Source organism: Streptosporangium sp. NPDC049644 (assembly GCF_040675205.1).
Taxonomy (GTDB): domain Bacteria; phylum Actinomycetota; class Actinomycetes; order Streptosporangiales; family Streptosporangiaceae; genus Streptosporangium; species Streptosporangium fukuiense.
The window spans coordinates 20,996-43,293 of the sequence record NZ_JBFAOJ010000017.1 but is presented as its reverse complement, the minus strand read 5'-3'; the positions used below and the strand labels follow the sequence as shown (position 1 = coordinate 43,293).

Below are 22,298 nucleotides of genomic sequence, written 5' to 3'. Positions count from 1 at the left end.
AGGACGGGTGGATCCAGGATTCGAGGCGGGCTTCCGGGAGTTCGTCGTCGAGTGCGGGACGCCGAGAAACCCGGCCGGTGGGCCACCTACAGAATATCGGTTATGGAAGCCCGAATCGCGATAGCCCCGTCCCCGGGGGCGGGAGCGGCCTACGACCGCCCCAACTCCCCCGGCCTCGACCTCCTGCGTCTCGCGGTCGAGGAGGCCGTGTCCGGCGGCGGGGGCGTCAACGCCCCACTCGCCGAGGCGGACGGGCTGGTGTGGCTCATCCCCGGTGAGCCGGAACTGCTCCGCTCGACTCTGGACGCCCACCCCCGGATCGGCTGGGTGCAGTTCCCCTGGGCGGGGGTGGAGAGGTTCACCGCGTCCGGTGTGCTCGACCGCCCCGTGGTCTTCAGCTGTGCCAAGGGGTCGTTCGCCGGGCAGGTCGGCGAGCACGCGCTCACGCTGATGCTGGCCTGCCTGCGCAACCTCGCCCGGCAGGCGCGTACCCCTCGCTGGTGCCCGGTCGATCCCAGGTCCCTGCACGGCCGGCGGGTGACGATCCTCGGCGGCGGCGGTATAGCGGGTGAGCTCATCCGGCTCCTGCGGCCGTTCGAGTGCCGGATCCGGGTGATCCGCCGCCGGGCGGAGAGCATCGAGGGCGCCGAGGAGACACTGCCGCCCGGGGCCCTGCACGCGGTGCTTCCGGAGACCGACATCCTGGTGCTGGCCCTCGCCCTGACGCCGGAGACGACCCACGTCATCGGCGCCGTCGAGCTGGCCCTGCTGCCGGCGCACGCCGTCGTCGTCAACGTCGCCCGCGGCGCGCACATCCGGACCGACGCGCTCGTCGAGGCCCTCCGCGCCGGGACGATCTCCGCCGCCGGGCTGGACGTGACGGACCCGGAACCGCTCCCCGAGGGGCACCCGCTCTGGGCCGAGGACAGGGCGCTCATCACCTCGCACTGCGCCGACTCCGCCGAGTACGTCACCCGGATGTTCTGCGAGCGGGTGGAGCGGAACGTGCGCAACCTGCGGGCGGGCCTCCCGCTGGAGGGGGTCGTCGATCCCGCCGCGGGGTACTGACCCGCGACCGGATCAGTGGCCCTGGCCCGCGCCGATCACCTGCGCGGCGCCGAGGTAGCCGGCCAGCAGGCTCTCGGCGAGCGCCCGCACCGTGTCGTCTCCGGGCAGGAAGTACGGGCTGTGCAGTCCCGCCTTCGTGTCGGTGCCCACGAACAGCATCAGCGACGGCACGACCGACGCGAAGTGGGCGAAGTCATCGGCACCGCAGGAGCGCAGCGTGGCGGGCATGTGGTGGGCGGCGTCGACGAGGATGCAGCCGGTCTCCTCGGCGAGGCGGGCGTCGTTGACGAGCACCGGATCCCCGTAGGTGATCCGCATCTCCGCCTCGCAGCCGTAGGCGCGGGCGACGCCCTCGGCGAGCTCGTGGAAGCGCTGGTGCAGCTGCCGGCGCCAGGACTCCGACATCGTACGGATGGTGCCGCGGGCGGCGGCCTGCCCTGGAATCGCGTTCGGAGCACTGCCCGCCACCACGGTCCCGAAGGTGACCACCGTCGGTGTCATCGGGTCGGCGTCGCGGCTGACCAGTTGCTGGGCGGCCACGATGACCTGGGCGAGTGCCAGGATCGGGTCGCGGGCCAGATGGGGATAGGCCGCGTGCCCGCCGTGGCCCTTGACGATGACGGTGAACTGGTCCGCGGAGGCGTTGACCGCGCCGGGAGTGCAGGCCGTCTGACCGGCGGCGAGCACCGGCTGGACGTGTGCCGCGATCATGGCGCCGATCAGGTTCCGCTGGAGCGCGCCCGACTCGACGATGTCACGGGCGCCGGAGGGAGGACCCTCCTCGCGAGGCTGTAGCACCGCGACCATCGGCGCCGGCGCCTTCACGTGGTCGATCGCCCTGGTCAGCGCGACCAGGGCGGCGAGGTGGACGTCGTGGCCGCAGGCGTGCATGGCACCGTTCTGCGAGGCCCAGGGCACCCCCGTCTCCTCGGGGATCGGCAGGGCGTCCAGCTCTCCGCGCACCCCGACGGCCAGGCCGTCGCCGCCGACCCGGAGGAGCGCGCCGGTCCCGGCCACCCGCTCCATCGCGCTGCCCTCGGGCAGCGCGTCCAGCACCCGTTTGAGCGTCGGCTCCTCCTGGCCGGACAGGCACGGCTCGGCGTGCAGTTCCCGGCGCAGCCGGTAGGCGGCGGGCAACTCGGCGTGGAGCGCGTCGCGGAGCCGCGCGCCGATCTCGCTCACCGTCTTCCCCCGAGACCGCGGGGGCGGCCGTCCCTCATGCGCCCTCCCCGCCGAGCACGCGGGCCACGGCCGGGCCGATGCCCCCGCTCACGCCGTCGACCACGGCGATCCTGTCGGACGGGTGCGAATCCATCAAATACTCCTCTGTGGTCGGCGGCCCGGTGATCGGGCATGACAAAGCTCGTCATACCCTTCTGAACCCCCTGAACCACTCGGAGCGTCGGAGGGCCCGGCGCCGGCGCCGCCGCGGCTCATCCTGTGAGGCGAGGATCCCTGGGCGGGTCACCGGCCGCCTCACCGTCCGCATCGCCCGTCACGATGTCGCCTGTCACGACACCGTCTGTCACGACAGCCCCTGTCACGACAACCCCTGTCACGCTGCCCGCACGCCCGGCCCGGATGCCGTACGCGAGGGTGACCGCGACGACGGCGATCGGGAAGGCGGTGGCGACGAGGATGCCGGCGCGCAGACCCGAACCACCGTCGTCGGGGAGCACGGCCGACAGATCACCCAGAAGCCCGGTGGCCGCGGCGGAGGCGTCCGCGGCGGCTCCGGCGATCCAGGGGCCGGCCGCGCCGCCGGCGTCGCCGAAGACGGCCAGCACGCCGAACATGGCCGCGCCGCCGAGCGGGAAGCGGGCGGCGGCGAGGCTGAAGGTCCCCGGCCACAGCAGGCTGACGGCCAGGCCGCACACCGCGCAGCCGACGAGGCTGACCACCGGGTCGGCGGACAGGCAGGCCACCAGGTAACAGACGGCCGCCAGCGCGCCGCACGAGGTCATCGCGGGTACCAGCGGGATCCGCTCGCCCCACAGTCCGTAGACGATGCGTCCGACGCCCATCAGGACCGCGAACAGGCACGGACCCGCCAGGTCGCCCCAGACTTTCGAGACCCCCAGCCCCTCCTCCGCGAAGAGGGAGGACCACTGCGACATGGTCAGCTCGGCCGCGCCGGCGCAGAGCATCAGCACGACGGCCGCGGCGAAGGCGGGGGCGCGGAAGAGTTCCCGCAGTGCGGTGCGGTGTTCGTCCGGAACGGTCGCGGGCAGCGGCACCTTCAGGAAGACCACCATGTTGACCAGCGGTATGAGTGCCCAGGCGACGGGCAGGACCTGCCAGGCGCCCTGACCGATCCAGGCCAGCAGCAGGGTGCTGCCCGCCACCACCGCGACCTGTCCCCAGCAGTAGAAGGAGTGCAGCAGGCTCATCGCCGCGGCCTTGCCCTCCTGCGGGCTGGGCAGCGCGTCCACGACGGGGCTGACGAGCACCTCCAGCAGACCGCCGCCGACGGCGTAGACGACGATGGCGGCGCACAGTCCCAGGTACGGGGAGGGTGACAGCTCCGGGACCACCGCCAGCGACACCAGCCCCAGCGCCGACAGGACATGGGCCAGCACCAGCAGGATGCGGTAACCGGTCCGGTCCACGAACTTCACGGCCACGATGTCGGTGACCAGCTGGGTGGCGAAGTTGAGCAGCACCAGCCGGCCGAGCATCTCCAGCGGCAGCTGGTAACGGGTCTGGAAGACGATGAACAGCAGCGGAGCCAGGTTGTTGACGATCGCCTGGGTGACATATCCCGTGTAACAGGCGCGACGGGTGTGGTCGTACGTGGTCATGGGCGATGCGTGTCTCTCCCTGGGGGCCGGCTGTCCGCAGCCTATGGGGAGATACGCCGAGATTGCGCGTCCACCTGCCGGGGTGCGGGAACACGCTCCGCCGGGCGGCCCGCATCCGGCGCGTGACCGTCCATCGGCACGCACGCGTACGGGTTCGAGGTGGAAGGCCCGGGACCGCCGTCAGAGCCGCAGGGCCGGGATGCCGGTGGGATGAGGGCGGGCGGGCTCGGGGAGGCCGAGGACGAACCAGACGGTCTTGCCGCCCGAGGGGGAGTAGGTGACACCCCAGTCGTCGGCGAGGGCGTCGACGATCTGCAGGCCCCGGCCACCGGTGGCCTCCATGTCGTGGGCGCACACGCGGGGCGCGCCCGCCCCGGGGTCGAAGAGCTCGCCGTGGACCAGCCCTCCGCCACCGCGGATTCGCAGTGCGCACGCGGCACCGCCGTGCTTGACGGCGTTGGTGACCAGCTCGCTGACGACCAGCACGCAGTCGTCTATGAGGTCGTCCGCACCCCACAGGGAGAGCTCCCGGCGAACCATCGAACGGGCGTCACGCACGCTCGACGGAGCGGCGGACAGCAGGCACTCGGCCGCGCACTCGGGGGCGGCGTCGAGGTACGCCGCGGATGAGCTGTGGTGGAGAGACACCGCGCCTCCTTCTGATGGGAGCGCTCCCACAACAAAGGTAGAACATCTAACCGCATCTGTGAATTGATTTCGCCTTAATTGTTTCCGTCCTATGTCGCAAAAGTGAGGAAAATTCACTTCATTGGTCGCCGCGGGAGGTCACCGGATATCGCCCGGACCTCTTCGGCGCGGATTCCCCAGGCCACCGGGGTGGCCGCGGCCCGTCCCCGGCGGGCCACGGCCGCCGCACCGGAGGTCAGCGCAGCTGGGGAAGGACCTTCGCGCCGAACGCGTCGATGAAGGCGTCCTGCTGCCGGCCCACGTGGTGCAGGTAGATCTCCTCGAACCCCAGGTCCGCGTACTCGTTGATCCAGGCGGCGTGCCGGCCCAGGTCGGAGGAGACGTTGACCGCCTCGGCCACCTTCTCCCGCGAGACGTCCGCGGAGACCACGTCGAAGAGTTCGGCGGTCTCCAGATCCCAGCTCACCGGCGGGGAGAAGACGTTGCTCCGCCACTGGTCGTGGGCGATGTCCATGGCCTCGTCCTCGTTCTCGGCCCAGCTGAGGTGGACCTGGAGTGCCGTCTCTCCGCGGCCGCCGGCGTCCCGATAGGCACCGACGACCTCGCGCAGCCGGTCGACGGGCCCGTTCACGGTGATCAGTCCGTCGGCCCACTCCGCGCACCAGCGGGCCGTCTCGACACTCACCGCCGCGCCGACCAGCTTCGGCGGGACGTCCGGGCGGCTCCACAGGCGGGCGCGGTCCACGGTCACCAGGCCGTCGTGGCTGACCTCCTCCCCCGCCAGCAGCGCCCGGATGATGTCGACGCACTCCCGCAACCGCCGCTTGCGGACCTCCTTGCGCGGCCAGCGCTCGCCGGTGATGTGCTCGTTGCTCGCCTCGCCGGTGCCGAGCGCGGCCCAGAAGCGCCCGGGGTACATCGCCCCGAGGGTGCCGATCGCCTGGGCGACGATCGCGGGGTGGTAGCGCTGCCCGGGGGCGTTGACCACGCCGAACGGCAGGCCGGTCGCCTGCAGCGCCGCGCCCAGCCAGGACCAGGCGAACCCCGACTGCCCCTGCCGCCCGCTCCACGGGGAGAAGTGGTCCGACGACATCGCCGCCTCGAACCCCGCCTGCTCGGCCCGGGTGACCGCCTTCAGCAGTTCTGCCGGATGGATCTGCTCGTGTGAGGAGTGAAAGCCGTAGGTCGTCATCGTCCCCGGCTACCCGGAAGAGGGGCGTCCATTCCGGAAGGACGCGCCCGAGGGACGGCGGCGGCCGGTGCGGGCGGGGGCCGCGGCGCCACGAGCACGGACGCGGACCACAGAGACGGCACGGTCCCGGCCGGGGTCCGGCCGGGATCGTGCCCGCGGTCTCAGAAGGCCGAGGTGTAGGTGACCAGGGACGGGTAGTCGAGGCGGGTGCCGGCGCTGTAGCAGACGACGTTGCGAACGTACGCGGTACCGCCGCTGGTGGCCCAGAGGGTCTGCAGGTTGCAGAACTCCGGACCGGGTCCGTACGCGGTGACCTGGACGTGGTCCGGCAGGACTCCCACGATCGGGAAGAGCACCATGCGCTGGCCGACTCCCGAGCTCTGGACGGTGTTCAGCCCGCCCTGGGAGTTGTAGTTCACCGCCGGGGGAACCGGTCCGTACGGGCCGGGGTTGGCCGGGGTGTTGTCGAAGGTGTAGGCGAAGTTCTTCGGCGGGATCGCCGCGCCGGTGATGGCCCGCTCTCGCTGGTAGGTAAGGGTCCAGCCGGTGTTGAGCGGCGCGCTGGTCGCGTTGTGACAGCGCACCTGGACCGTCTGCACGCCTCCGCTCGGGATCCAGCCGGCGACCTTGCACCGGGCGGGCTGAACGGAGTCGACCGCGGTGACCTGCAGGTTGCCGGCGAAGCCGGCCGAGCCCAGGCCGGGCAGGGTGACCGTCCAGGAGCCTCCGCCGCCGGCGACGGCGTTCCCCGCCCCGGCCGAGTTGAACTGGTTGACGATGGAGGTGCCGTCGTAGTACACGTAGCCGAGCGCCTCCGGCGCGGGCAGCAGGCCGGTGCTCTCCTCGAAGACGATGCTGTACGGGGTGGAGATCGGGGCCCCACCGTAGCGATAGCACTGCACCGCCACCACCAGGTCGGCCCCCGCGGGTCCCCACTTCTGCACCTGGCACCAGTAGGCGGTCTGGGAGATCGCCGTGACGTGGACCACGCCCTTGGTGGTCGCGATCTGCGGGAACCTCACGAACGTCTGCCCTACCCCGCCTGGGGAGACGGTGACGTTGAAGCCTCCCGGCCAGCTACCGGCCTGGTGGCTGGGGTTGGGGATACCCGAGGTGACGTCGACGACGGCGAAACCCCATCTGTCGGGGACGGCCGCCTGCGCGGCCGTGACGCCCGTCGCCAGCATGGCGACGACACAAAGGATTCCTGTGATCACTCCGAGTAACTGACGCACGCGGTTCTCCATCGGCTCGGGGGGTTGGGCGACCAGACGTGACGGTGGCACCGGGAGCTCGGCGCAGAGAATGGACCGTCTGGGATCACAATTCGCTCCGAGTTCTTGATAACCCGCGCGGCATCCCTTGAGAAGACCCAACCTTACCGGGAGGATGACCCATCTTCGCTGATCAGGTCAGTGTTCGGACCAGATGAGCGGATCTTCCCAAAGGCGATCAACGGTCATTTCGCCGAGTACCGTATGAACATGCACAGCCGATCCGCCAGGATCCATGAGACAGGGTGTGAGACCGTGCCGGAGCACGAACCGAACGTTCCGCGTGTCATGTGGCGACTGCTGGAGCCTCTGCACGCCGTCACCTACTTCGCCCCGGAGGCTCGGGCGGCGTCCGACGCGGTCGGCATGCGCGGCTTCTGGATGGGGTACTTCGCGACCAGGGCGGCGCCGCTCGGACCGGTCGGCCCCGACGTCGTCACGGCCGCCTTCCACGGCTTCCCTCCGGCCAAGGTCTCCAGGGCACTCCCCGACGCGTGGACGTTCGCGACCCCCGGCGACGTGCTCCGCGCCCGTCTCGACGGGGCGAGGGCGGCGCTGCGGAACCTGCTCACCGACGAGGTGGCCGGCCCGGACGACCTGCGCGCGGCGGCCGACCTCGCCTGGCGGGCCGCCCGGCTCGCCGACACCGCCGGCCGGGTGCTGAGCGCGGCCAACCAGGCACTGCCGGCGCCGGACGAGCCGCACCTGCTGCTCTGGCAGGCCGCGACCACGCTGCGCGAACATCGGGGAGACGGGCACGTGGCCGCGCTCGTCGCCCACGGCGTCTCCCCCACCCAGGCCCACCTGCTCAAGGTCGCCGCCGGGGAGACGGACCTGGACCTGCTGCGCGTGGCACGCCCCTGGCCGGACGAGGAGTGGGAGTCCGGTGCCGCCGCCCTGCGCGAGCGCGGATGGGTCGACGCCTCCGGCGCTCTCACGGCCGAGGGCACCCGGGTGCGCGCGCGGATCGAACGGCTGACCGACGAGGCCGCGGCCGGTCCCTGGCGGGCCCTCGGTGACGAGCGGACCTCCGTCCTCGCCCGGCTGCTCCGCCCGCTGACCGAGGCCGTCGTGAAGGCGGGCATCCCGCCGACGCTGAGCCCGATCGGCCTGCCGGCCGGAGGCGGGAACGGCCGGGAGCTCCCGCTCCCGGCCTTCCCCTCGAAGATCGGCTGAGGTCGGGGGCGGCGGGAGACCCGCCGCCCCGTCGTGGGTCAGCTGAACGGCAGCCGTACGAGGGACTGGTTGCCGACGCCGAGGGCGGTGGTGCCGTTGCCGATGGCGCTCCAGACCTCGACCTTCACCTGGCCTCCCGACAGGTTGCCGAGCGTCCCCGAGGCGGACTGCGGCCCCGCACCCTGCGTGTAGTGCTCCCAGCCCGTCACCGGGTCGGTGGCGAAGTAGGCGTAGGTCTCCACCCTGTCCCAGCTCCCGTTGCCGGTCAGATCGTAGGAGACGCGGATCTGGGTGCCGTTGGCGACCGTGGTGCCCGCGTCCACGAAGAGGTCGAACGTGGTGGAGCCGCCGCTGTAGGTGCCGGTGAGGCCGGTCGCCGTGAAGACCTGCGCGTTGGTCGGGGTGCCGTCGCGGTTGCCGTTGGCGGCGGCCAGCGTGACGGTGCCCGCGCTGCCCGCCGTGCCCGGCAGCCCGCCACCGGACTGCAGGTAGCGCGTCGCGGTGAAGGGGCCCACCGTCGGGGTCGGGGTCGGGGTCGGGGTGGGCGTGGGAGTCGGGTCGGGGCCGGTGGTGCCTCCGCCGGCGTTGCCGCCGCTCCAGGTGAGGGCTCCCGAGGTGGCGGTCTTGCCCGCGGGCACGTTGAGCGTCGTGCCGTTGGAGAAGGTCACCGTGATCGCGCTGCCGGTGATGTTGGACGCGACATAGGTCCGGGCGCCGTTCTTGCTGAACACCTTGGCCAGCGGGTGGTTGGCGGTCACCGAGTTGTCCACGTTGCCCAGAGCGGCCAGGTTGCGGATCCAGTGGAAGGTGTGGGCCCTGCTCTCCCCCTCCTCCGGGGTGAAGCCCCCGTTGGCCCTGAGGTTCGCCAGTGCCGTGTCGCCGTTGCCCAGGGCGAGGAACTCCCAGATGATGTCCTGCCACACCGTGGGCGGGCCGCCGTTGTTGCGTACCAGCTCGTTGTAGTTGGTGGTCACGTAGCCGGGGTTGTCGCCCAGGTAGAAGTGCCCGCCGGTGACCGGGAGCATGTTGATGCCCTGGATCATCTCCGGCTCGGCGCTGAACCAGGTGGCGTAGGCGGCGCCGGAGCCCCAGACCATGCCGACGGTGCTGTGGCCGAAGGCGGCGGGGAAGTTCTGGTCGCGCACGTCGAACCAGTACTCCTGGATCGCCGCGTTCTGGGTCGTGTAGATGTAGATGCCCGCGTCGCGGACCGCGGTGTTGCCGGTGGCCTGTCCCCACTGGATGAGGGCGTTGGCGAAGTTCATGCCCTCGGACGAGGACTCCTGGTTGTTGCCCGAGCCGAACGAGCCGTGCCCGGCCGCCCAGTCGTGGCCCGCGTAGATGTCGAAGTCACGCAGGTACGGGAAGCGGGTGTCGTTGCGGTCGTAGTTGTTGGCGTCGCGGATCAGCAGGTCCACCATGCCGCCGTACTGGCTGCTCTTCGCCCAGTCGGGGTCGAACTTGGCCAGGGTCGCGGCGGCCGCGATGTAGTAGCCGTAGTGGAAGTGGTGGTCGTTGAGCTCCAGGTCGGAGCCGTACGAGGCCGGGTAGCCGAGCAGGGTTCCCCAGGCCGGGTTGTAGTAGAAGACCCGGCTGGTCTTGCCGGGCGAGGCGGTGAACCAGTCGTTGAGGCGGGTGCGGATGGCGTTCAGCGCGGCGGTGCGCACCGACGTCAGGTTGAGCTGGTCGGCGATCTCCGCGATGCGGGCGGCCCTGCCCAGGCCCTTGCCCGTCCAGTAGGTGTCGTCGCCGCGGTTGTCCATCGGGTTGCCGAGTTCGGCGTTGAGGTGGTTGGTGATCGTGGTGAGGTCGGCGCCCGAGTTGTCGGCCACCGCGGGGACCTCGGGCAGCACGCCGGTGTACTTCATCGACGTTCTGAACTGCGTACCGGTGACGATCTTCATCTGGCCGCGCGCCGAGACGTAGGTCTGCGCCAGCGGCGTCGAGCCGGTCAGGTGGTTCCACTGGTGTGGGTAGAGCGCGATGACCGTGCCGGTCGCGCTGCCCTGCCTGGCCGTGGTGGTGAAGGCGTACGTCGTGGTGAGCGTGCTGTTGGACGGCGTGTAGGAGTACGAGACCCGGGTGCCGGTGACGTGCGCGTGCGCGTACTGGCCGTAGGTGTTCGCCAGGGTCGCGCGGTCGCCGCCCGCGGGCAGCGCCGCCACCGAGAAGAAGCCCTTGCCCGCGAGGGACGAGCTGATCGTCGTGCCGCTCACCGACCAGGTCGCGCCGGTCGGGGCGTAGGCGACGTAGTCGCGGCCGCCCGCGGTGAAACCGATGGTGGCGCCGCTGTTGGACCAGACCGAGGGGGTGCCGGCCGCGGTGATCTGCGCGTCGCCGCCGGTGATCTGGAAGTAGGCGAACGGCAGGCCGTGGCCGATGGTGGCCTTCATGGTCCGGCCGCCACCGCTCCAGTACGGGGTGACGGTCCAGTCGCTCCAGCCGTCGACCTTGACGTCCGGCGAGTTCAGGCCCGCGACACCGACCCTGATGTTCTCGACGTACGGGTAGTGGTACTCCCCCACCCCGGTGGCGGTGCCGCTGATCTGCGGGGTGGTGTTGTAGGAGAAGCCGAGGCCATTGCCGAAGGTGTCGTAGGAGATCGGGTGGGCGTGCAGCGGCTCGCCGTACGCGCAGTCGGTCTTCTTGAACAGGATCGACGACCACCAGTCGTTGGTGGGCACGGCTCCGGCGGGGGCGTTGGCCGTCACCCACTGGCGGGGGTTGGTGGAGAGAGAGCCGCAGCCGGTCGGCAGCGAGCGGCCGGCCGGGAGGGTGTCGGCGTAGCTACCGGCGCCGACCGTGGCCGCCTCGGCGGAGTGGGCGGCGCCGAGGCCGAGCAGCCCGGCCACCAGCGCGACGACCACGCCGGCGGCGAGGCGCCTGCGGCGGGTCCGGATGCGGTGGGCGAGTCGTCCTTCGCGGGGATACGCGTTGTCCGGACCCGTGGTCCGGATCGAGGGATCCATTGGGGGGTGCCTCCGGGGAAAGGAGTCGGGCTCCGAAGCGGACCGGAATGAGAGAGCGCTCTCTCACCGCAAAGTAACGGCCCGCGTCACAGCAGTCAACGTTTCGCGTTGGTAACGAATGAGTAAAGAGCAGATATGCAGGCGGGACGGCATAGGCCCAGAAAACAGGGCGTTCCATCGCATGACACCCGCACCTCGCCCCCGCAGGCGACACATCGTCCCCCTGGCCAACAATCAAGAAATGGGCCTACCCTGATCTGAGAGCGCTCTCAGCACCGATCGACATCCAGCGCCGGCCGACCGCCGGCCACACCCGCTTCCAGCCCCCCGCGCGGCCTTCTCCGCCGGACCCGGAACCTCCGCCCGCGCGCGCCTGCCCATCGGCGGGGCGGCCGCAACTGGCGAGACGGTGACAAAATCAGGGCTGGACACACAGCGTGATGGCTAATTTACTGTGCGTGACCATCCAGGCACTCCCGTCCCAGGAGAGATCATGCGAAGCAGGAAGCTCATGACCGTCACCCTGAGCGTCGCCCTCGGCATCGCGAGCCTGACCGCGATAACCGCCTCCGTATCCGCCGCCGCCGACACGGAGGCCGCGGCCGACTTCACGGGCTACCAGATCGTCAAGCTCCCGAACGCCAACGTCCCCAACTTCCAGCGCCGCGTGGTCCGCTGCCCCGCCGGGAAGAAGGCCGTCGGCGGCGGCGCCGAGGCACAGGGCAACCAGGCCGTCCTGGTGGGTTCCTTCCCCACCGATGACGGCGGCGGCTGGATCGGCCTCGGCCGCCAACCCGGTTACAACGACGTCGGCATCAGCGTCTACGCGATCTGCGCCAACGTCGGCTGATCACCACCCCGGAGATCGCGGGTCCAGGTCCTGGCCGTGCCGGTCAGGACCTGGACCCGCGATTCGCCGGCAGCGACCCGGCCGACCGGATGCCGTTCACCGACCGGAATCGCCTAAACCACACAGGCGACTACGTACCATTACTCCCAGAGTCCCCCATGATCACGAGGATGCGACTCGACAACCGCGGTGGATCGGCCGCGGGTGGCTCATGCCGCCCTTCGATCTCCGAGTCGCGCGTCGGCCGCGGGGTCGCAGAGCCCAGCCGATTCCTTGACGCTTTTCTGGCGGTGCGCACAGCCTGGGCCGGGCATCGATCCGCAAACGGTCACCAAGGGGGACAGATGCCGGGCAAACAGCGGATCCTGCGGCTGCTGGCGCGCGGACAGGGCTATGTGGAGATCGGCGAGATGCTCGGCATGCCGCCGGGGCGAGCCTACCTGGTCGCGACCGGCGTGCCCGCCGACGGCGGCGACACGGTGACCCGGGAGCAGCGCGAGCGCCCCGGGATGCTGCCCTCGCGCAGCCAGCGTCTGGTCAATCCACGGGAGGTGAATCCGTCGGCGCGGGGCAACGTGCACCAGTGGATGCGCCGGCGCGCCTGGTCCGACCCGCAGATGCGCGCCGACGCGGGACAGGCTCGATGAGCCGGCGCGTCCCGTTCCGCCCCTGGCCGGTGTTGCGCCAGCTCACCGGCCCCGACCGGCTGGGAAGGGGGGCTGCCGTCAAGTCGCGGCGCAGCGAGGAGACGACCGCGCGCACCGCGTCCGCCGATCGGGTGGTCAAGTCCGTGTGCCCCTACTGCGCCGTCGGCTGCGCCCAGAACGTCTACGTCCGCGGCGAGAAGGTGGTGCAGATCGAGGGCGACCCCGACTCTCCGGTCAGCCGGGGGCGGCTGTGCCCCAAGGGGGCCGCGAGCCTCCAGCTCACGACGGGGCCGGGGCGCCATCACAGGGTGCTGTACCGGCCGCCGTACGGGCGCGACTGGCAGGAGATCGGACTCGACGAGGCGATGGAGATGGTCGCCGACCGGATCATCGCCACCCGGCGCGCCACCTGGGAGTGGGAACGCGACGGCAGGCGCACCGCCAGGACCATGGGCATCGCCGCCCTCGGCGGGGCCACCCTGGACAACGAGGAGAACTACCTGATCAAGAAGCTGCTGACCGCGCTCGGGGTGGTGCAGATCGAGAACCAGGCCCGGGTGTGCCACAGCTCGACCGTGGTCGGCCTGGGCTCCTCCTTCGGCCGGGGCGGCGCCACGACCTTCATGCAGGACCTCCAGCACTCGGACTGCATCGTCATCGAAGGCTCCAACTTCGCCGAAGCTCATCCGGTGGGCTTCCAGTGGGTGATGGAGGCCAAGGCGCGCGGCGCCGTCGTGATCCACGTGGACCCCCGATACACGCGCACCAGTGCCCTGGCCGACCTGCACGTGCCGATCCGCGTCGGCACCGATGTCGCCTTCCTCGGCGGAATCATCCACCACGTGCTGGAGAACGAGCTGTACTTCCGCGAGTACGTCCTCAACTACACCAACGCGGCCACCCTCATCACCGAGGAGTACCGCGACACCGAGGACCTCGACGGGCTGTTCTCCGGCTTCAACGCCGACACCCGCCACTACGACTTCGAGACCTGGCAGTACCAGGGCATGCGGGTCGTGGCCGCCGCCGGCGACCGGGACGAGGACTACGAGCGGCACGGCGAGGGCAGGCGTTCCATCCGTGCCGCCGGGCGGGGGGAGACGCACGGCTCCGGAGGAGCGGCGCTGGAGGGCACCCCGCACAGCGACCCGACGCTGCGCGACCCGCACTGCGTACTGCAGATACTCAAACGGCACTACGCCCGCTACACCCCCGAGATGGTCGAGCGCGTCTGTGGCGTCCCGCCGGAGCTGTTCGCACAGGTCTGCCGCCATCTGACGGAGAACTCCGGCCCGGAGCGCACCGCCGCCTTCGCCTACGCCGTCGGCTGGACCCAGCACACCGACGGCTCCCAGTTCGTCCGCGCCGCGAGCATCCTGCAGCTCCTGCTGGGCAACATCGGCCGGCCGGGCGGCGGCATCCAGGCGCTGCGCGGGCATGCCAGCATCCAGGGCTCCAGCGACATCCCCACCCTGTTCAACCTGCTGCCCGGCTACATCCCGATGCCGCACGCGCACGAGCACGAGCGCCTGGACGACTTCGTCCGCGCCGACGCGCCGGGCAAGGGCTACTGGGCCGGCATGCGCGCCTACACGGTCAGCCTGTTGAAGGCATGGTGGGGACGCGCCGCCACCCCCGGCAACGACTTCTGCTTCGGGCACCTGCCGCGCCTCACCGGCAGCCACAGCACCTACGACACCGTCATGGCGCAGCTCGACGGCACCTGCAAGGGCTACCTGCTGTTCGGCGAGAACCCCGCGGTCGGCTCGGCCAACGCCAGGATGCAGCGGCTGGCGATGGCCAACCTCGACTGGCTCGTCGTGCGCGACTTCACCCTGATCGAGAGCGCCACCTGGTGGAAGGACGGCCCGGAGATCGAGACCGGGGAACTGGCCACACAGGCCATCGGCACAGAGGTGTTCTTCTTCCCCGCCGCCGCCCACACCGAGAAGAGCGGCAGCTTCACCAACACCAACCGGATGCTGCAGTGGCACCACCAGGCGGTCGAGCCGTCCGGCGACGCCCGCAGCGACCTGTGGTTCATGTACCACCTCGGCCGGATCATCCGCCGCAGGCTCGCCGGCTCCACCGACCCCATGGACGCCCCGATCCTGGATCTCACCTGGGACTACCCCACCGAGGGGCGGGTCGCGGAGCCGGTCGCCGAAGCCGTGCTCGCCGAGATCAACGGCTGGGACGCCGAGGGCCGCCCCCTGTCCGCGTACACCGCCCTGAAGGACGACGGTTCGACCGTGTGCGGCTGCTGGATCTACTGCGGCGTGTACGCCGACGGCGTCAACCAGGCCGCACGCCGCAAACCGGTCGAGGAGCAGGACTGGATCGCCGCGGAGTGGGCCTGGGCCTGGCCCGCCAACCGGCGCGTGCTGTACAACCGGGCCTCCGCCGATCCCGAGGGCCGCCCGTGGAGCGAACGCAAACGGCTGGTGTGGTGGGACCGGGCCACCGGCAGGTGGACCGGCCACGACGTGCCCGACTTCGACGCCGCCAAGGAACCGGGCTACCGCCCGCCCCCCGACGCGACGGGCGTCGACGCCCTGTCGGGCATCGACCCGTTCATCATGCAGTCCGACGGCAAGGGGTGGCTGTTCGCGCCCGCGGGCGTGGTGGACGGCCCCCTGCCCACGCACTTCGAGCCGCAGGACTCGCCGGTGCCGAACCCGCTGTACCGGCACCAGCGCAACCCGGCCCGCATGATCTATCCGCACGAGCACAACCGCTACCACCCGACGGCCGGCGAGCCGGGCGCGGCGATCTTCCCCTACTGCGTCACCACCTACCGGCTGACCGAGCACTTCACCGCGGGCGGCATGAGCCGCGGCATACCGTATCTCACCGAACTGCAGCCCGAGCTGTTCTGCGAGGTCTCACCCGAGCTGGCCGCCGAACGCGGTCTGGAGCACGGAGGCTGGGCCACGATCGTGACCGCCCGCAACGCCATCGAGGCCAGGGTCCTGGTCACCGAGCGCATGACGCCGCTGCGGCTCGACGGCCGGGTGGTGCACCAGATCGGGCTGCCGTTCCACTGGGGGTCCAACGGGCTCAGCCGGGGCGACGCGGCCAACGAGCTGAGCTCGATCAGCCTGGACCCCAACTCCCACATCCAGGAGGTCAAGGCGTTGTCCGCCGACATCCGCCCCGGGCGGCGCCCGCGGGGCCCGGCACTGACCGAGTTCGTCCGCGACTATCGACTGCGGGCCGGCATCACCGGCTCGACCGGCACGGAGGTATGAGGCCGTGGCCTTCGACCTGGACCTGGCGCTCGCCGCGCCGTACGATCCGGCGAGCGCGAGCGGCTACGCCGAGCACCCGGAGCGGATGGGCTTCTTCACCGACACCAGTGTCTGCATCGGCTGCAAGGCATGCGAGGTCGCCTGCAAGGAGTGGAACGCGATCCCCGACGACCCGCTCGGCTTCACCGGTATGTCCTACGACAACACCGGCGGCCTGGGCGCCTCGACCTGGCGGCACGTCGCCTTCATCGAGCAGCCGGGCCGCACGGCCGGGGCCGACGGCACCGAGTTCCGCTGGCTGATGTCCTCCGACGTGTGCAAGCACTGCACCCACGCCGCCTGCCTGGACGTCTGCCCCACCGGGTCGCTGTTCCGCACCGAGTTCGGCACCGTGGTCGTGCAGGAGGACATCTGCAACGGGTGCGGCTACTGCGTGCCCGCGTGCCCGTACGGCGTGATCGCCCGCAGGGAGCGGGACGGCCTGGCCTGGAAGTGCACCATGTGCTACGACCGGCTCGGCGTCGGCCAGGAGCCGGCCTGCGCCAAGAGCTGCCCGACCGACTCCATCCAGTTCGGCGAGCTGTCCGAGTTGCGGGCGCGCGCCGAGCGCAGGCTCGCGCGGTTGCACGAGGCCGGCGTGGGCTCGGCCCGCCTGTACGGCCACGACCCCGGCGACGGCGTCGGCGGGACGGGCGCGTTCTCCCTGCTGCTGGACGAGCCGGAAGTGTACGGCCTGCCGCCCGATCCCGTGGTCACCACCAGGGACCTGTCCGCCATGTGGCGGCACGTCGCCCTGGCCGCCACCGCGCTGCTCGCCACCGTCGCCGTCACCGGTCTGGGGAGCCGCTCATGACCGCCGCCGACAGAGCGAGCCAGACCGACGTGCGCCTGGACGACGCCCGCGACCTGCGGCCCGAGCGGGAGGCGATCACCCGCCCCGCCGGCCCCCGGGCACGGGGCGAGCGGTCGACGGTGCCCAAGGCCGGGTTCCGCTCCTACTACGGCCGCCCCGTCCTGCAACCGATCCCGTGGACCGACCACGACATCGCCGGCTATCTCTTCCTCGGCGGGCTGGCCGGAGCCTCCTCCACGCTGGCCGCCGCGGCGGACCTGACCGGGCGGCGATGCCTGGCGCGGGCGGCCAAGGCCGGTGCCGCCTGCGCGCTCGGCGGCTCCCTGTACGCCCTCATCCACGACCTCGGCCGTCCGGCCCGGTTCCTCAACATGCTCCGGGTGTTCAAGGTCACCTCGCCGATGAGCGTGGGGGCCTGGATTCTCGGCGCGTACGGGCCGCCGACCGGCCTCGCCGCGCTGACCGCCGTCACCGGCCGCCTGCCGCGGACCGGGCGCGCGGCGACCGCCACCGCCGGGCTGATCGGCCCCGCCCTCGCGACCTACACCGCCGCGCTCATCGCCGACACGGCTGTGCCGGTGTGGCACGAGGCGTACCGCGAACTGCCCTGGCTGTTCGCGGGCTCCGCCGCTGCCTCGGCCGGTGGCCTGGGCATGCTGGCCGCCCCCGTCTCCGAGGCCGGCCCCGCCCGGAATCTCGCCGTGGCGGGCGCACTGGCCGAGTACGCCGCCGCCCGCCGGATGGAGCGTCGGCTCGGCATGGTCGCCCGCCCGCTGGGAACGGGGCGGGGCGGCGTCCTGCTGCGCCTGGGCAAGGCCCTGAACATGACCGGGGCGGTGGCCGCGCAGACCCTCGCCCGCCGCGACAGGGCCGCGGCCGTCGGCGCCGGAGCGGCTCTGCTGGCCGGAGCCCTGTGCACCCGCTTCGGCATCTTCCACGCGGGCCTGGAATCGTCCCGGGACCCGCGGTACACCGTCCAACCGCAACGCGCCCGCCTGGAGGCGGCGACCGCCCGGGAGAGTGGGTCGTGAACCGGTTGAAGTCCTACCTGCCGCTGACAGCCATCGTCGTCCTCACCTGCGGTACGGCGTGGTGGGCCGCTCGTCACGGACCCCGGCGAGGCCGGTACGACAGGGTTCGATGACGCGCGGCCGGCGCCCGCGCGTTACGCTCCCGGCCCTCCTGTTTCTGGCGGACCGCTTCCGTGAAGCGCGCCGCTGGACGCCCTGAGGCCGCCGCCAGGCGGCTCCGCTCGGGGACCGCCGGCGTTGTGCTCGATCCCGCCGCCTCCGTCGAGTTCACCCGCGGCCGCCCCTGGGACTGCTCGTTCTGCAGCGCCTGGACCTTCTACGGCCGCAGCTACCGGAAGCTGTCGCCGGAGGCGGCCGCGGAGGAGGTGGCCTCGATCCGGGAGCCGGGCGTCTTCATCGTCGACGACGTCGCCTTCATCCGCGCCGAGCACGGCGACGCCATCGCCGCCGAACTGGAGAAGCGGAGGGTACGCAAGGAGTACTACCTGGAGACACGCGCCGACGTGCTGCTGCGTCACCCGGAGGTGTTCCGGCGATGGCGGCGGCTGGGACTGAACTACATGTTCCTCGGCATGGAGGCACTGGACGAGGAAGGGCTCGACCTGTACCGCAAGCGGACCAGCCCCGACCAGAACGTCAAGGCCCTCGAACTCGCCCGCGCCATGGGGCTCGCCGTCGCGATCAACCTCATCGTCGACCCGGCCTGGGACACGAAGCAGTTCAAGCTCGTCCGCGAGTGGGCGCTGTCGGTACCCGAGATCGTCAACCTCACCGTCATGACGCCCTACCCGGGGACGGAGATCTGGCACACCGAATCACGCAACCTCACTTCGCGCGACTACCGGCTGTTCGACATCCAGCACGCCGTGGTCCCGCCGGCGCTTCCGCTGCGCGAGTTCTACCGGGAGCTGGTGAGGACCCAGGCGGTGATGAACCGCAAGCATCTCGGGGTGGCGGGTGCGGCCAAGACGCTGGGGATCATCGGCCACAATCTGCTGCGCGGGCAGACCAACTTCGCCAGGGCGATCTGGAGGTTCCGCTCCGTCTACAACGCCGACCGGCAGCACGGGGATCATCTCCGTGAGGTCCGCTACGAGTTGCCGGTACCCGACCAGCGCCCCCTGAGCCCGGCCGACCGGCGGGAACTGTACATCCACCAGCGGCCTCACCGACCCGGATCGTGCCCGTGCGGAACATCGGCGAGATCATCACCGCTCCCTGCCCGGACGCCGATGGGTGCCCTGCTCGGATTTGGCCAGGAACGGCGAGCGGCCCAGGATGACGATTCCCGCCACCAGCGCGATCAGGCCCGCGACCTCGCCCGCGAGGGCGAGTGGGTCCACGCGCAGGCGCTCGCCGAGGATCGCCACGCCCAGCACGATCCCGATGACGGGCTCGGCCGCGGTGGTGGCCGGCAGGGAGACGCGCAGCGGCGCGGCGTCGAAGGCGCTCTGGTTGAGCAGGATGCCCAGCACCGCGACCACGAGCAATGTGTACGGCTGCCAGATGGTCAGCAGCCCGGTGAGTCCCTGCCCCGCCCGCTCCAGCGTGACCAGCGAGGCGCGGGTCAGCACGTCCTGGATCCCGTACAGCGTGCCCGCTGCCGCTGCCAGCAGCATCGCCTTGACCGGCAGCGCGGCTCGTACCGCCACCAGCACCAGCACGGCCGCCAGGATCAGCGTGGCCAGGATGGCCACCCATACCACCGAGGTCGAGCCGGGCACGCCGCCGCCCTGCGGCTGCCCGGACAGCAGGAATATCGCGACTCCCCCGCTGACCAGCACCGCTCCCAGCCACTCCCGCCGGCCCAGGCGCTCCCGGTACGCGACCGCCGCCACGGCCAGGGCGAAGATGAGGTTGGTCGCCAGGAGCGGTTCGACGCGGGCGACGTCGGCACGCTGCAGGGCCAGCGCGCCGAGGACCTGGCCGAAGATCATCGCGGCGATGCCGCGTAGCCACAGCGGTTTGCGGATCAGGTCCAGGAGCAGGCGCGGGTGCAGCATCTCCCCCAGCGGTTCGGTGTAGGCCGCGTGCTGCTGAGCCACGAACCCCAGCCCGAGCAGGCTCGCGGCCGCCAGCCCCAGCAGCACGGTGACGATCATGGGACTGACGCCTGCCAGCCGCCTGCCTGCCGGTCCCGCATCGCCACCCCCACGAATCCGCCGCATGAACCCAGGGAGGTATTTACCCACTTGTCCGATGACGTGGCGATGTCCGAAGAAACAGGATCACGCGGAGATCAACTCATCCACCACTCCGCTGGAGGTGACCGCGCACCCGGGCCCGGAAACGACTGTGGGCACCCCCGCCGGAAGCGAGGATGCCCATGTCGTCGGCCTGTACCAGAGTGCGCCGCCAGGGACTCGAACCCCGGACCCGCTGATTAAGAGTCAGCTGCTCTAACCAACTGAGCTAGCGGCGCCCGACCTCGACAAGACTACCGGACCCGGCGCTGTAGTCCGTACATGAGCCGACATATGAGCATGTGATTTCGCGGAATGGAGCGGGGGATGGAATCGCGCGGCCACCTGCGGTTCGAGAGGGGCAGGGCGGTGTTCCGTACCGGCCGGCTCGGACGGATCCCGTTTAGGGCTCCTCGCTCGGGTACTTGGTCCGGAGCCCGGAGAATCCAAGTCAAAGGAGATGTTCGATCATGCAGCCTGAGCTCTGGAACTACCGCGCCGACGTGTACGGCCAGGACAGGACGCTCGATGTCGCCGGGTACCACGTGGAGGCCACCGACGGGAAGATCGGCTCTGTCGACGAGGCGACGTACGAGGTCGGCGAGAGCTACCTCGTCGTCGACACCGGCCCGTGGATCTTCGGCAAGAAGGTCCTCCTGCCGGCGAGCACCGTGACCCAGATCGACCCGCAGGAGAAGAAGGTCTACGTCGCGCGCACCAAGCACGAGATCAAGGGCGCGCCCGAGTTCGACGAGGCCAACTTCAAGGAGCCCGCCTACCGGGACCGCGTCGGCGAGTACTACGGCCGCTTCCCGTTCGGGAGCGGACCGGGCACCGTCTGATCCGGAACGCCGGAAACGAGAGGGGCCCCGCCATCTGGCGGGGCCCCTCTCGTTTCCGGTGCCGCCCCCGGAGGCCCGGCCGGCGTTTCAGGGCCAGGTCGGGTCGCCCGAGGAGTCGAGGGAGTCGGGGATGACGTCGAGGCGCCCGAGAAGGGTGAGGAAGGTGGAGGCGTACGGGGAGTCCTGCACGACGGCGGCGACGCGGTTCCAGTCGACCTGCTCGCGCAGCGCACGGACCTGGGGCAGCAGCGAGCCGTAGTCGCAGGTGTGCTCGGAGAACGGCAGCAGCCACGAGATGACCAGGTCGGTGGCCTCCAGGACGGGCAGGATCACCGCCGAGGTCTTCATCGGCTCGGCTCGCTTCAGCAACTCCGGGGTGATCGGATGGTCGCAGATCGAGAAGATCAGATCCACCAGCCTGCCCTCGTCGAATGCCTTGACCAGCCAGTCCTCCGGCGGCTTGACCGTCTCGAAGCCCAGCTTGGCCAGCGCTTCGAGCGCGAGCGGCACGTCCTCGACAGGGAGGACGAAGTCGACGTCGTGCAGCGAGGGTGCGGCTCCGCGCGCGTACGCCGCGCAACCTCCGGCGAGCGCGAACCTGACATCCGCCTCTTTCAGCCCACTGCTCGCCCGCTTCAGCGTTTCCAGGATTGCGTCCGTGACCTCATGACTGTGGCTTCCCATGGCTCACGCGTACCCCATAGCCTCCACGGTAGGCATGCCGGACTTTGACTCGGGTAAACGGAGCGTATGGTTCAGGTCGAACATACGCAAAAAGAAACCCCCCATCCCGGAGAAAGCCGTAAGGAACGCGTCGACCGCGAGCTCGGCGAGCTTCTACAGGGCCTGCGCGTCGCGGTCACCGGCGTGCAGGTGCTTTTCGCCTTCCTGCTGACGCTGCCGTTCGCCGCGGGCTTCAACAAGGTGGACGCCCTGGGGCACTGGCTGTTCTTCATCGCCCTGCTGAGCGCCGCCATCGCGTCCGTCTGCTTCATCACCCCCGCCGCCCAGCACCGCCTGCTGTTCCGGACCGGGCTGAAGGAGAAGATGCTGCACCGCGCCAACGGACTCGGCATAGCGGGGGCCGCCGGGCTCGCGATCGCGATGACGAGCTCGGTCGCGCTGGTCGCGGAGACGGTCATCAACGCCTGGCCCGCGGCGGTGTTCGGCGGAGCCGTGGCCCTGTCCAGCGCCTGGCTGTGGTTCGTTCAGCCAATAATTGATCTGTACCGAACAGAGGATGACGATGACGAGGATGTTAAGTCATGAATTGTGAGGGCAGAGGCCGGTTATGGCTACTCTACTGTGGATCATCGCGGTTATCCTCGTCATCTCCGGGATCTATGTGATCCTGGCCCGTCGCGACCTCCTCTGGGGGATCGTCCTCATCGTCCTCGGTTTCCTCGTCGGCCCCGGGGGTGTGAGCATCTTCAATGTCTGACGCGGGCCCCGCGCTCGCGAAAACACCTGTTCGATGTCAGCCCACTAGATTATTCGACGCGAGTTTCGCGCT

The 22,298-nt window shown here is 70.7% G+C and carries 18 protein-coding genes, 1 tRNA gene and 1 pseudogene; 11 read left to right on the top strand and 9 right to left on the bottom strand.

Going from position 1 to position 22,298, the window contains the following annotated elements; genetic code table 11:
• Positions 1-102: 102 nt before the first annotated feature.
• On the top strand, positions 103-1,068 hold the full coding sequence (locus AB0J58_RS12915) for a D-isomer specific 2-hydroxyacid dehydrogenase family protein (RefSeq protein WP_364214210.1): 966 nt from the start codon (positions 103-105) through the stop codon (positions 1,066-1,068).
• 12 nt (positions 1,069-1,080) lie between these two features.
• Here the strand turns inward: AB0J58_RS12915 and AB0J58_RS12910 are convergent, their stop codons facing one another.
• From AB0J58_RS12910 to AB0J58_RS12890, 5 genes are all read right to left on the bottom strand, one after another.
• Positions 1,081-2,250, bottom strand: a complete 1,170-nt coding sequence (locus AB0J58_RS12910) for a M20 family metallopeptidase (protein WP_364214207.1) — start codon at positions 2,248-2,250, stop codon at positions 1,081-1,083.
• 251 nt (positions 2,251-2,501) lie between these two features.
• On the bottom strand, positions 2,502-3,869 hold the full coding sequence (locus AB0J58_RS12905) for an MFS transporter (protein ID WP_364214204.1): 1,368 nt from the start codon (positions 3,867-3,869) through the stop codon (positions 2,502-2,504).
• A gap of 180 nt (positions 3,870-4,049) precedes the next feature.
• The gene (locus tag AB0J58_RS12900) at positions 4,050-4,517 is read right to left on the bottom strand and encodes an ATP-binding protein (RefSeq protein WP_364214202.1); all 468 of its coding nucleotides are present in this window, start codon (positions 4,515-4,517) and stop codon (positions 4,050-4,052) included.
• Positions 4,518-4,752: 235 nt separating this feature from the next.
• Complete coding sequence (locus AB0J58_RS12895; protein WP_364214199.1) at positions 4,753-5,709, bottom strand: TIGR03885 family FMN-dependent LLM class oxidoreductase; 957 nt, start codon at positions 5,707-5,709, stop codon at positions 4,753-4,755.
• A gap of 161 nt (positions 5,710-5,870) precedes the next feature.
• The gene (locus AB0J58_RS12890) at positions 5,871-6,944 is read right to left on the bottom strand and encodes a hypothetical protein (RefSeq protein WP_364214196.1); all 1,074 of its coding nucleotides are present in this window, start codon (positions 6,942-6,944) and stop codon (positions 5,871-5,873) included.
• A 249-nt stretch (positions 6,945-7,193) separates the two neighbouring features.
• Here AB0J58_RS12890 and AB0J58_RS12885 point away from each other — a divergent pair, with 249 nt between their 5' ends.
• Complete coding sequence (locus tag AB0J58_RS12885) at positions 7,194-8,159, top strand: hypothetical protein (RefSeq protein ID WP_364214193.1); 966 nt, start codon at positions 7,194-7,196, stop codon at positions 8,157-8,159.
• A gap of 38 nt (positions 8,160-8,197) precedes the next feature.
• Here the strand turns inward: AB0J58_RS12885 and AB0J58_RS12880 are convergent, their stop codons facing one another.
• Entirely contained in the window at positions 8,198-11,128 is a 2,931-nt protein-coding gene (locus AB0J58_RS12880; protein ID WP_364214190.1) for a glycosyl hydrolase, read from the bottom strand.
• Between the two features lie 493 nt (positions 11,129-11,621).
• Between AB0J58_RS12880 and AB0J58_RS12875 the strand changes: the two genes are divergently transcribed.
• The 6 genes and pseudogenes from AB0J58_RS12875 to AB0J58_RS12850 form a co-directional block, all read left to right on the top strand.
• Complete coding sequence (locus AB0J58_RS12875) at positions 11,622-11,978, top strand: hypothetical protein (protein WP_364214187.1); 357 nt, start codon at positions 11,622-11,624, stop codon at positions 11,976-11,978.
• Between the two features lie 344 nt (positions 11,979-12,322).
• Positions 12,323-12,625 carry a hypothetical protein gene (locus AB0J58_RS12870; RefSeq protein ID WP_364214184.1) on the top strand — a complete coding sequence of 101 codons (303 nt, stop codon included), beginning with the start codon at positions 12,323-12,325 and terminating at the stop codon, positions 12,623-12,625.
• Positions 12,622-15,876 (top strand): formate dehydrogenase, encoded by a 3,255-nt coding sequence (gene fdh / locus AB0J58_RS12865; RefSeq protein ID WP_364214181.1) that lies wholly within the window; start codon positions 12,622-12,624, stop codon positions 15,874-15,876. The genes AB0J58_RS12870 and fdh overlap by 4 nt, the downstream gene beginning before the upstream one ends.
• 85 nt (positions 15,877-15,961) lie before the next feature.
• Positions 15,962-16,729, top strand: a complete 768-nt coding sequence (locus tag AB0J58_RS12860) for a 4Fe-4S dicluster domain-containing protein (RefSeq protein WP_364214432.1) — start codon at positions 15,962-15,964, stop codon at positions 16,727-16,729.
• A complete protein-coding gene (gene nrfD, locus AB0J58_RS12855) occupies positions 16,726-17,760 on the top strand; it encodes an NrfD/PsrC family molybdoenzyme membrane anchor subunit (protein ID WP_364214178.1) in 1,035 nt (344 codons plus the stop codon). Before AB0J58_RS12860 ends, nrfD begins: the two co-directional genes overlap by 4 nt.
• Positions 17,761-17,933: 173 nt before the next feature.
• Positions 17,934-18,416, top strand: a pseudogene (locus AB0J58_RS12850) (radical SAM protein); the annotation flags it as partial.
• 552 nt (positions 18,417-18,968) lie between these two features.
• Here the strand turns inward: AB0J58_RS12850 and AB0J58_RS12845 are convergent.
• Positions 18,969-19,862: a DMT family transporter gene (locus AB0J58_RS12845; protein ID WP_364214175.1), complete on the bottom strand. Its 894-nt coding sequence runs from the start codon at positions 19,860-19,862 to the stop codon at positions 18,969-18,971.
• Positions 19,863-20,108: 246 nt separating this feature from the next.
• Positions 20,109-20,182 (bottom strand) — tRNA-Lys (locus AB0J58_RS12840).
• 231 nt (positions 20,183-20,413) lie between these two features.
• Between AB0J58_RS12840 and AB0J58_RS12835 the strand changes: the two genes are divergently transcribed.
• The gene (locus AB0J58_RS12835) at positions 20,414-20,785 is read left to right on the top strand and encodes a PRC-barrel domain containing protein (RefSeq protein ID WP_343962915.1); all 372 of its coding nucleotides are present in this window, start codon (positions 20,414-20,416) and stop codon (positions 20,783-20,785) included.
• 87 nt (positions 20,786-20,872) lie between these two features.
• Here the strand turns inward: AB0J58_RS12835 and AB0J58_RS12830 are convergent, their stop codons facing one another.
• A complete protein-coding gene (locus tag AB0J58_RS12830; RefSeq protein WP_343962917.1) occupies positions 20,873-21,469 on the bottom strand; it encodes a hypothetical protein in 597 nt (198 codons plus the stop codon).
• A 66-nt stretch (positions 21,470-21,535) separates the two neighbouring features.
• On the opposite strand from AB0J58_RS12830, the gene AB0J58_RS12825 reads away from it, so the two are divergent.
• Complete coding sequence (locus AB0J58_RS12825) at positions 21,536-22,054, top strand: DUF6328 family protein (protein ID WP_364214172.1); 519 nt, start codon at positions 21,536-21,538, stop codon at positions 22,052-22,054.
• 22 nt (positions 22,055-22,076) lie between these two features.
• Positions 22,077-22,226: a GPGG-motif small membrane protein gene (locus AB0J58_RS12820; RefSeq protein WP_165959640.1), complete on the top strand. Its 150-nt coding sequence runs from the start codon at positions 22,077-22,079 to the stop codon at positions 22,224-22,226.
• The last annotated feature ends 72 nt before the right edge of the window (positions 22,227-22,298 follow it).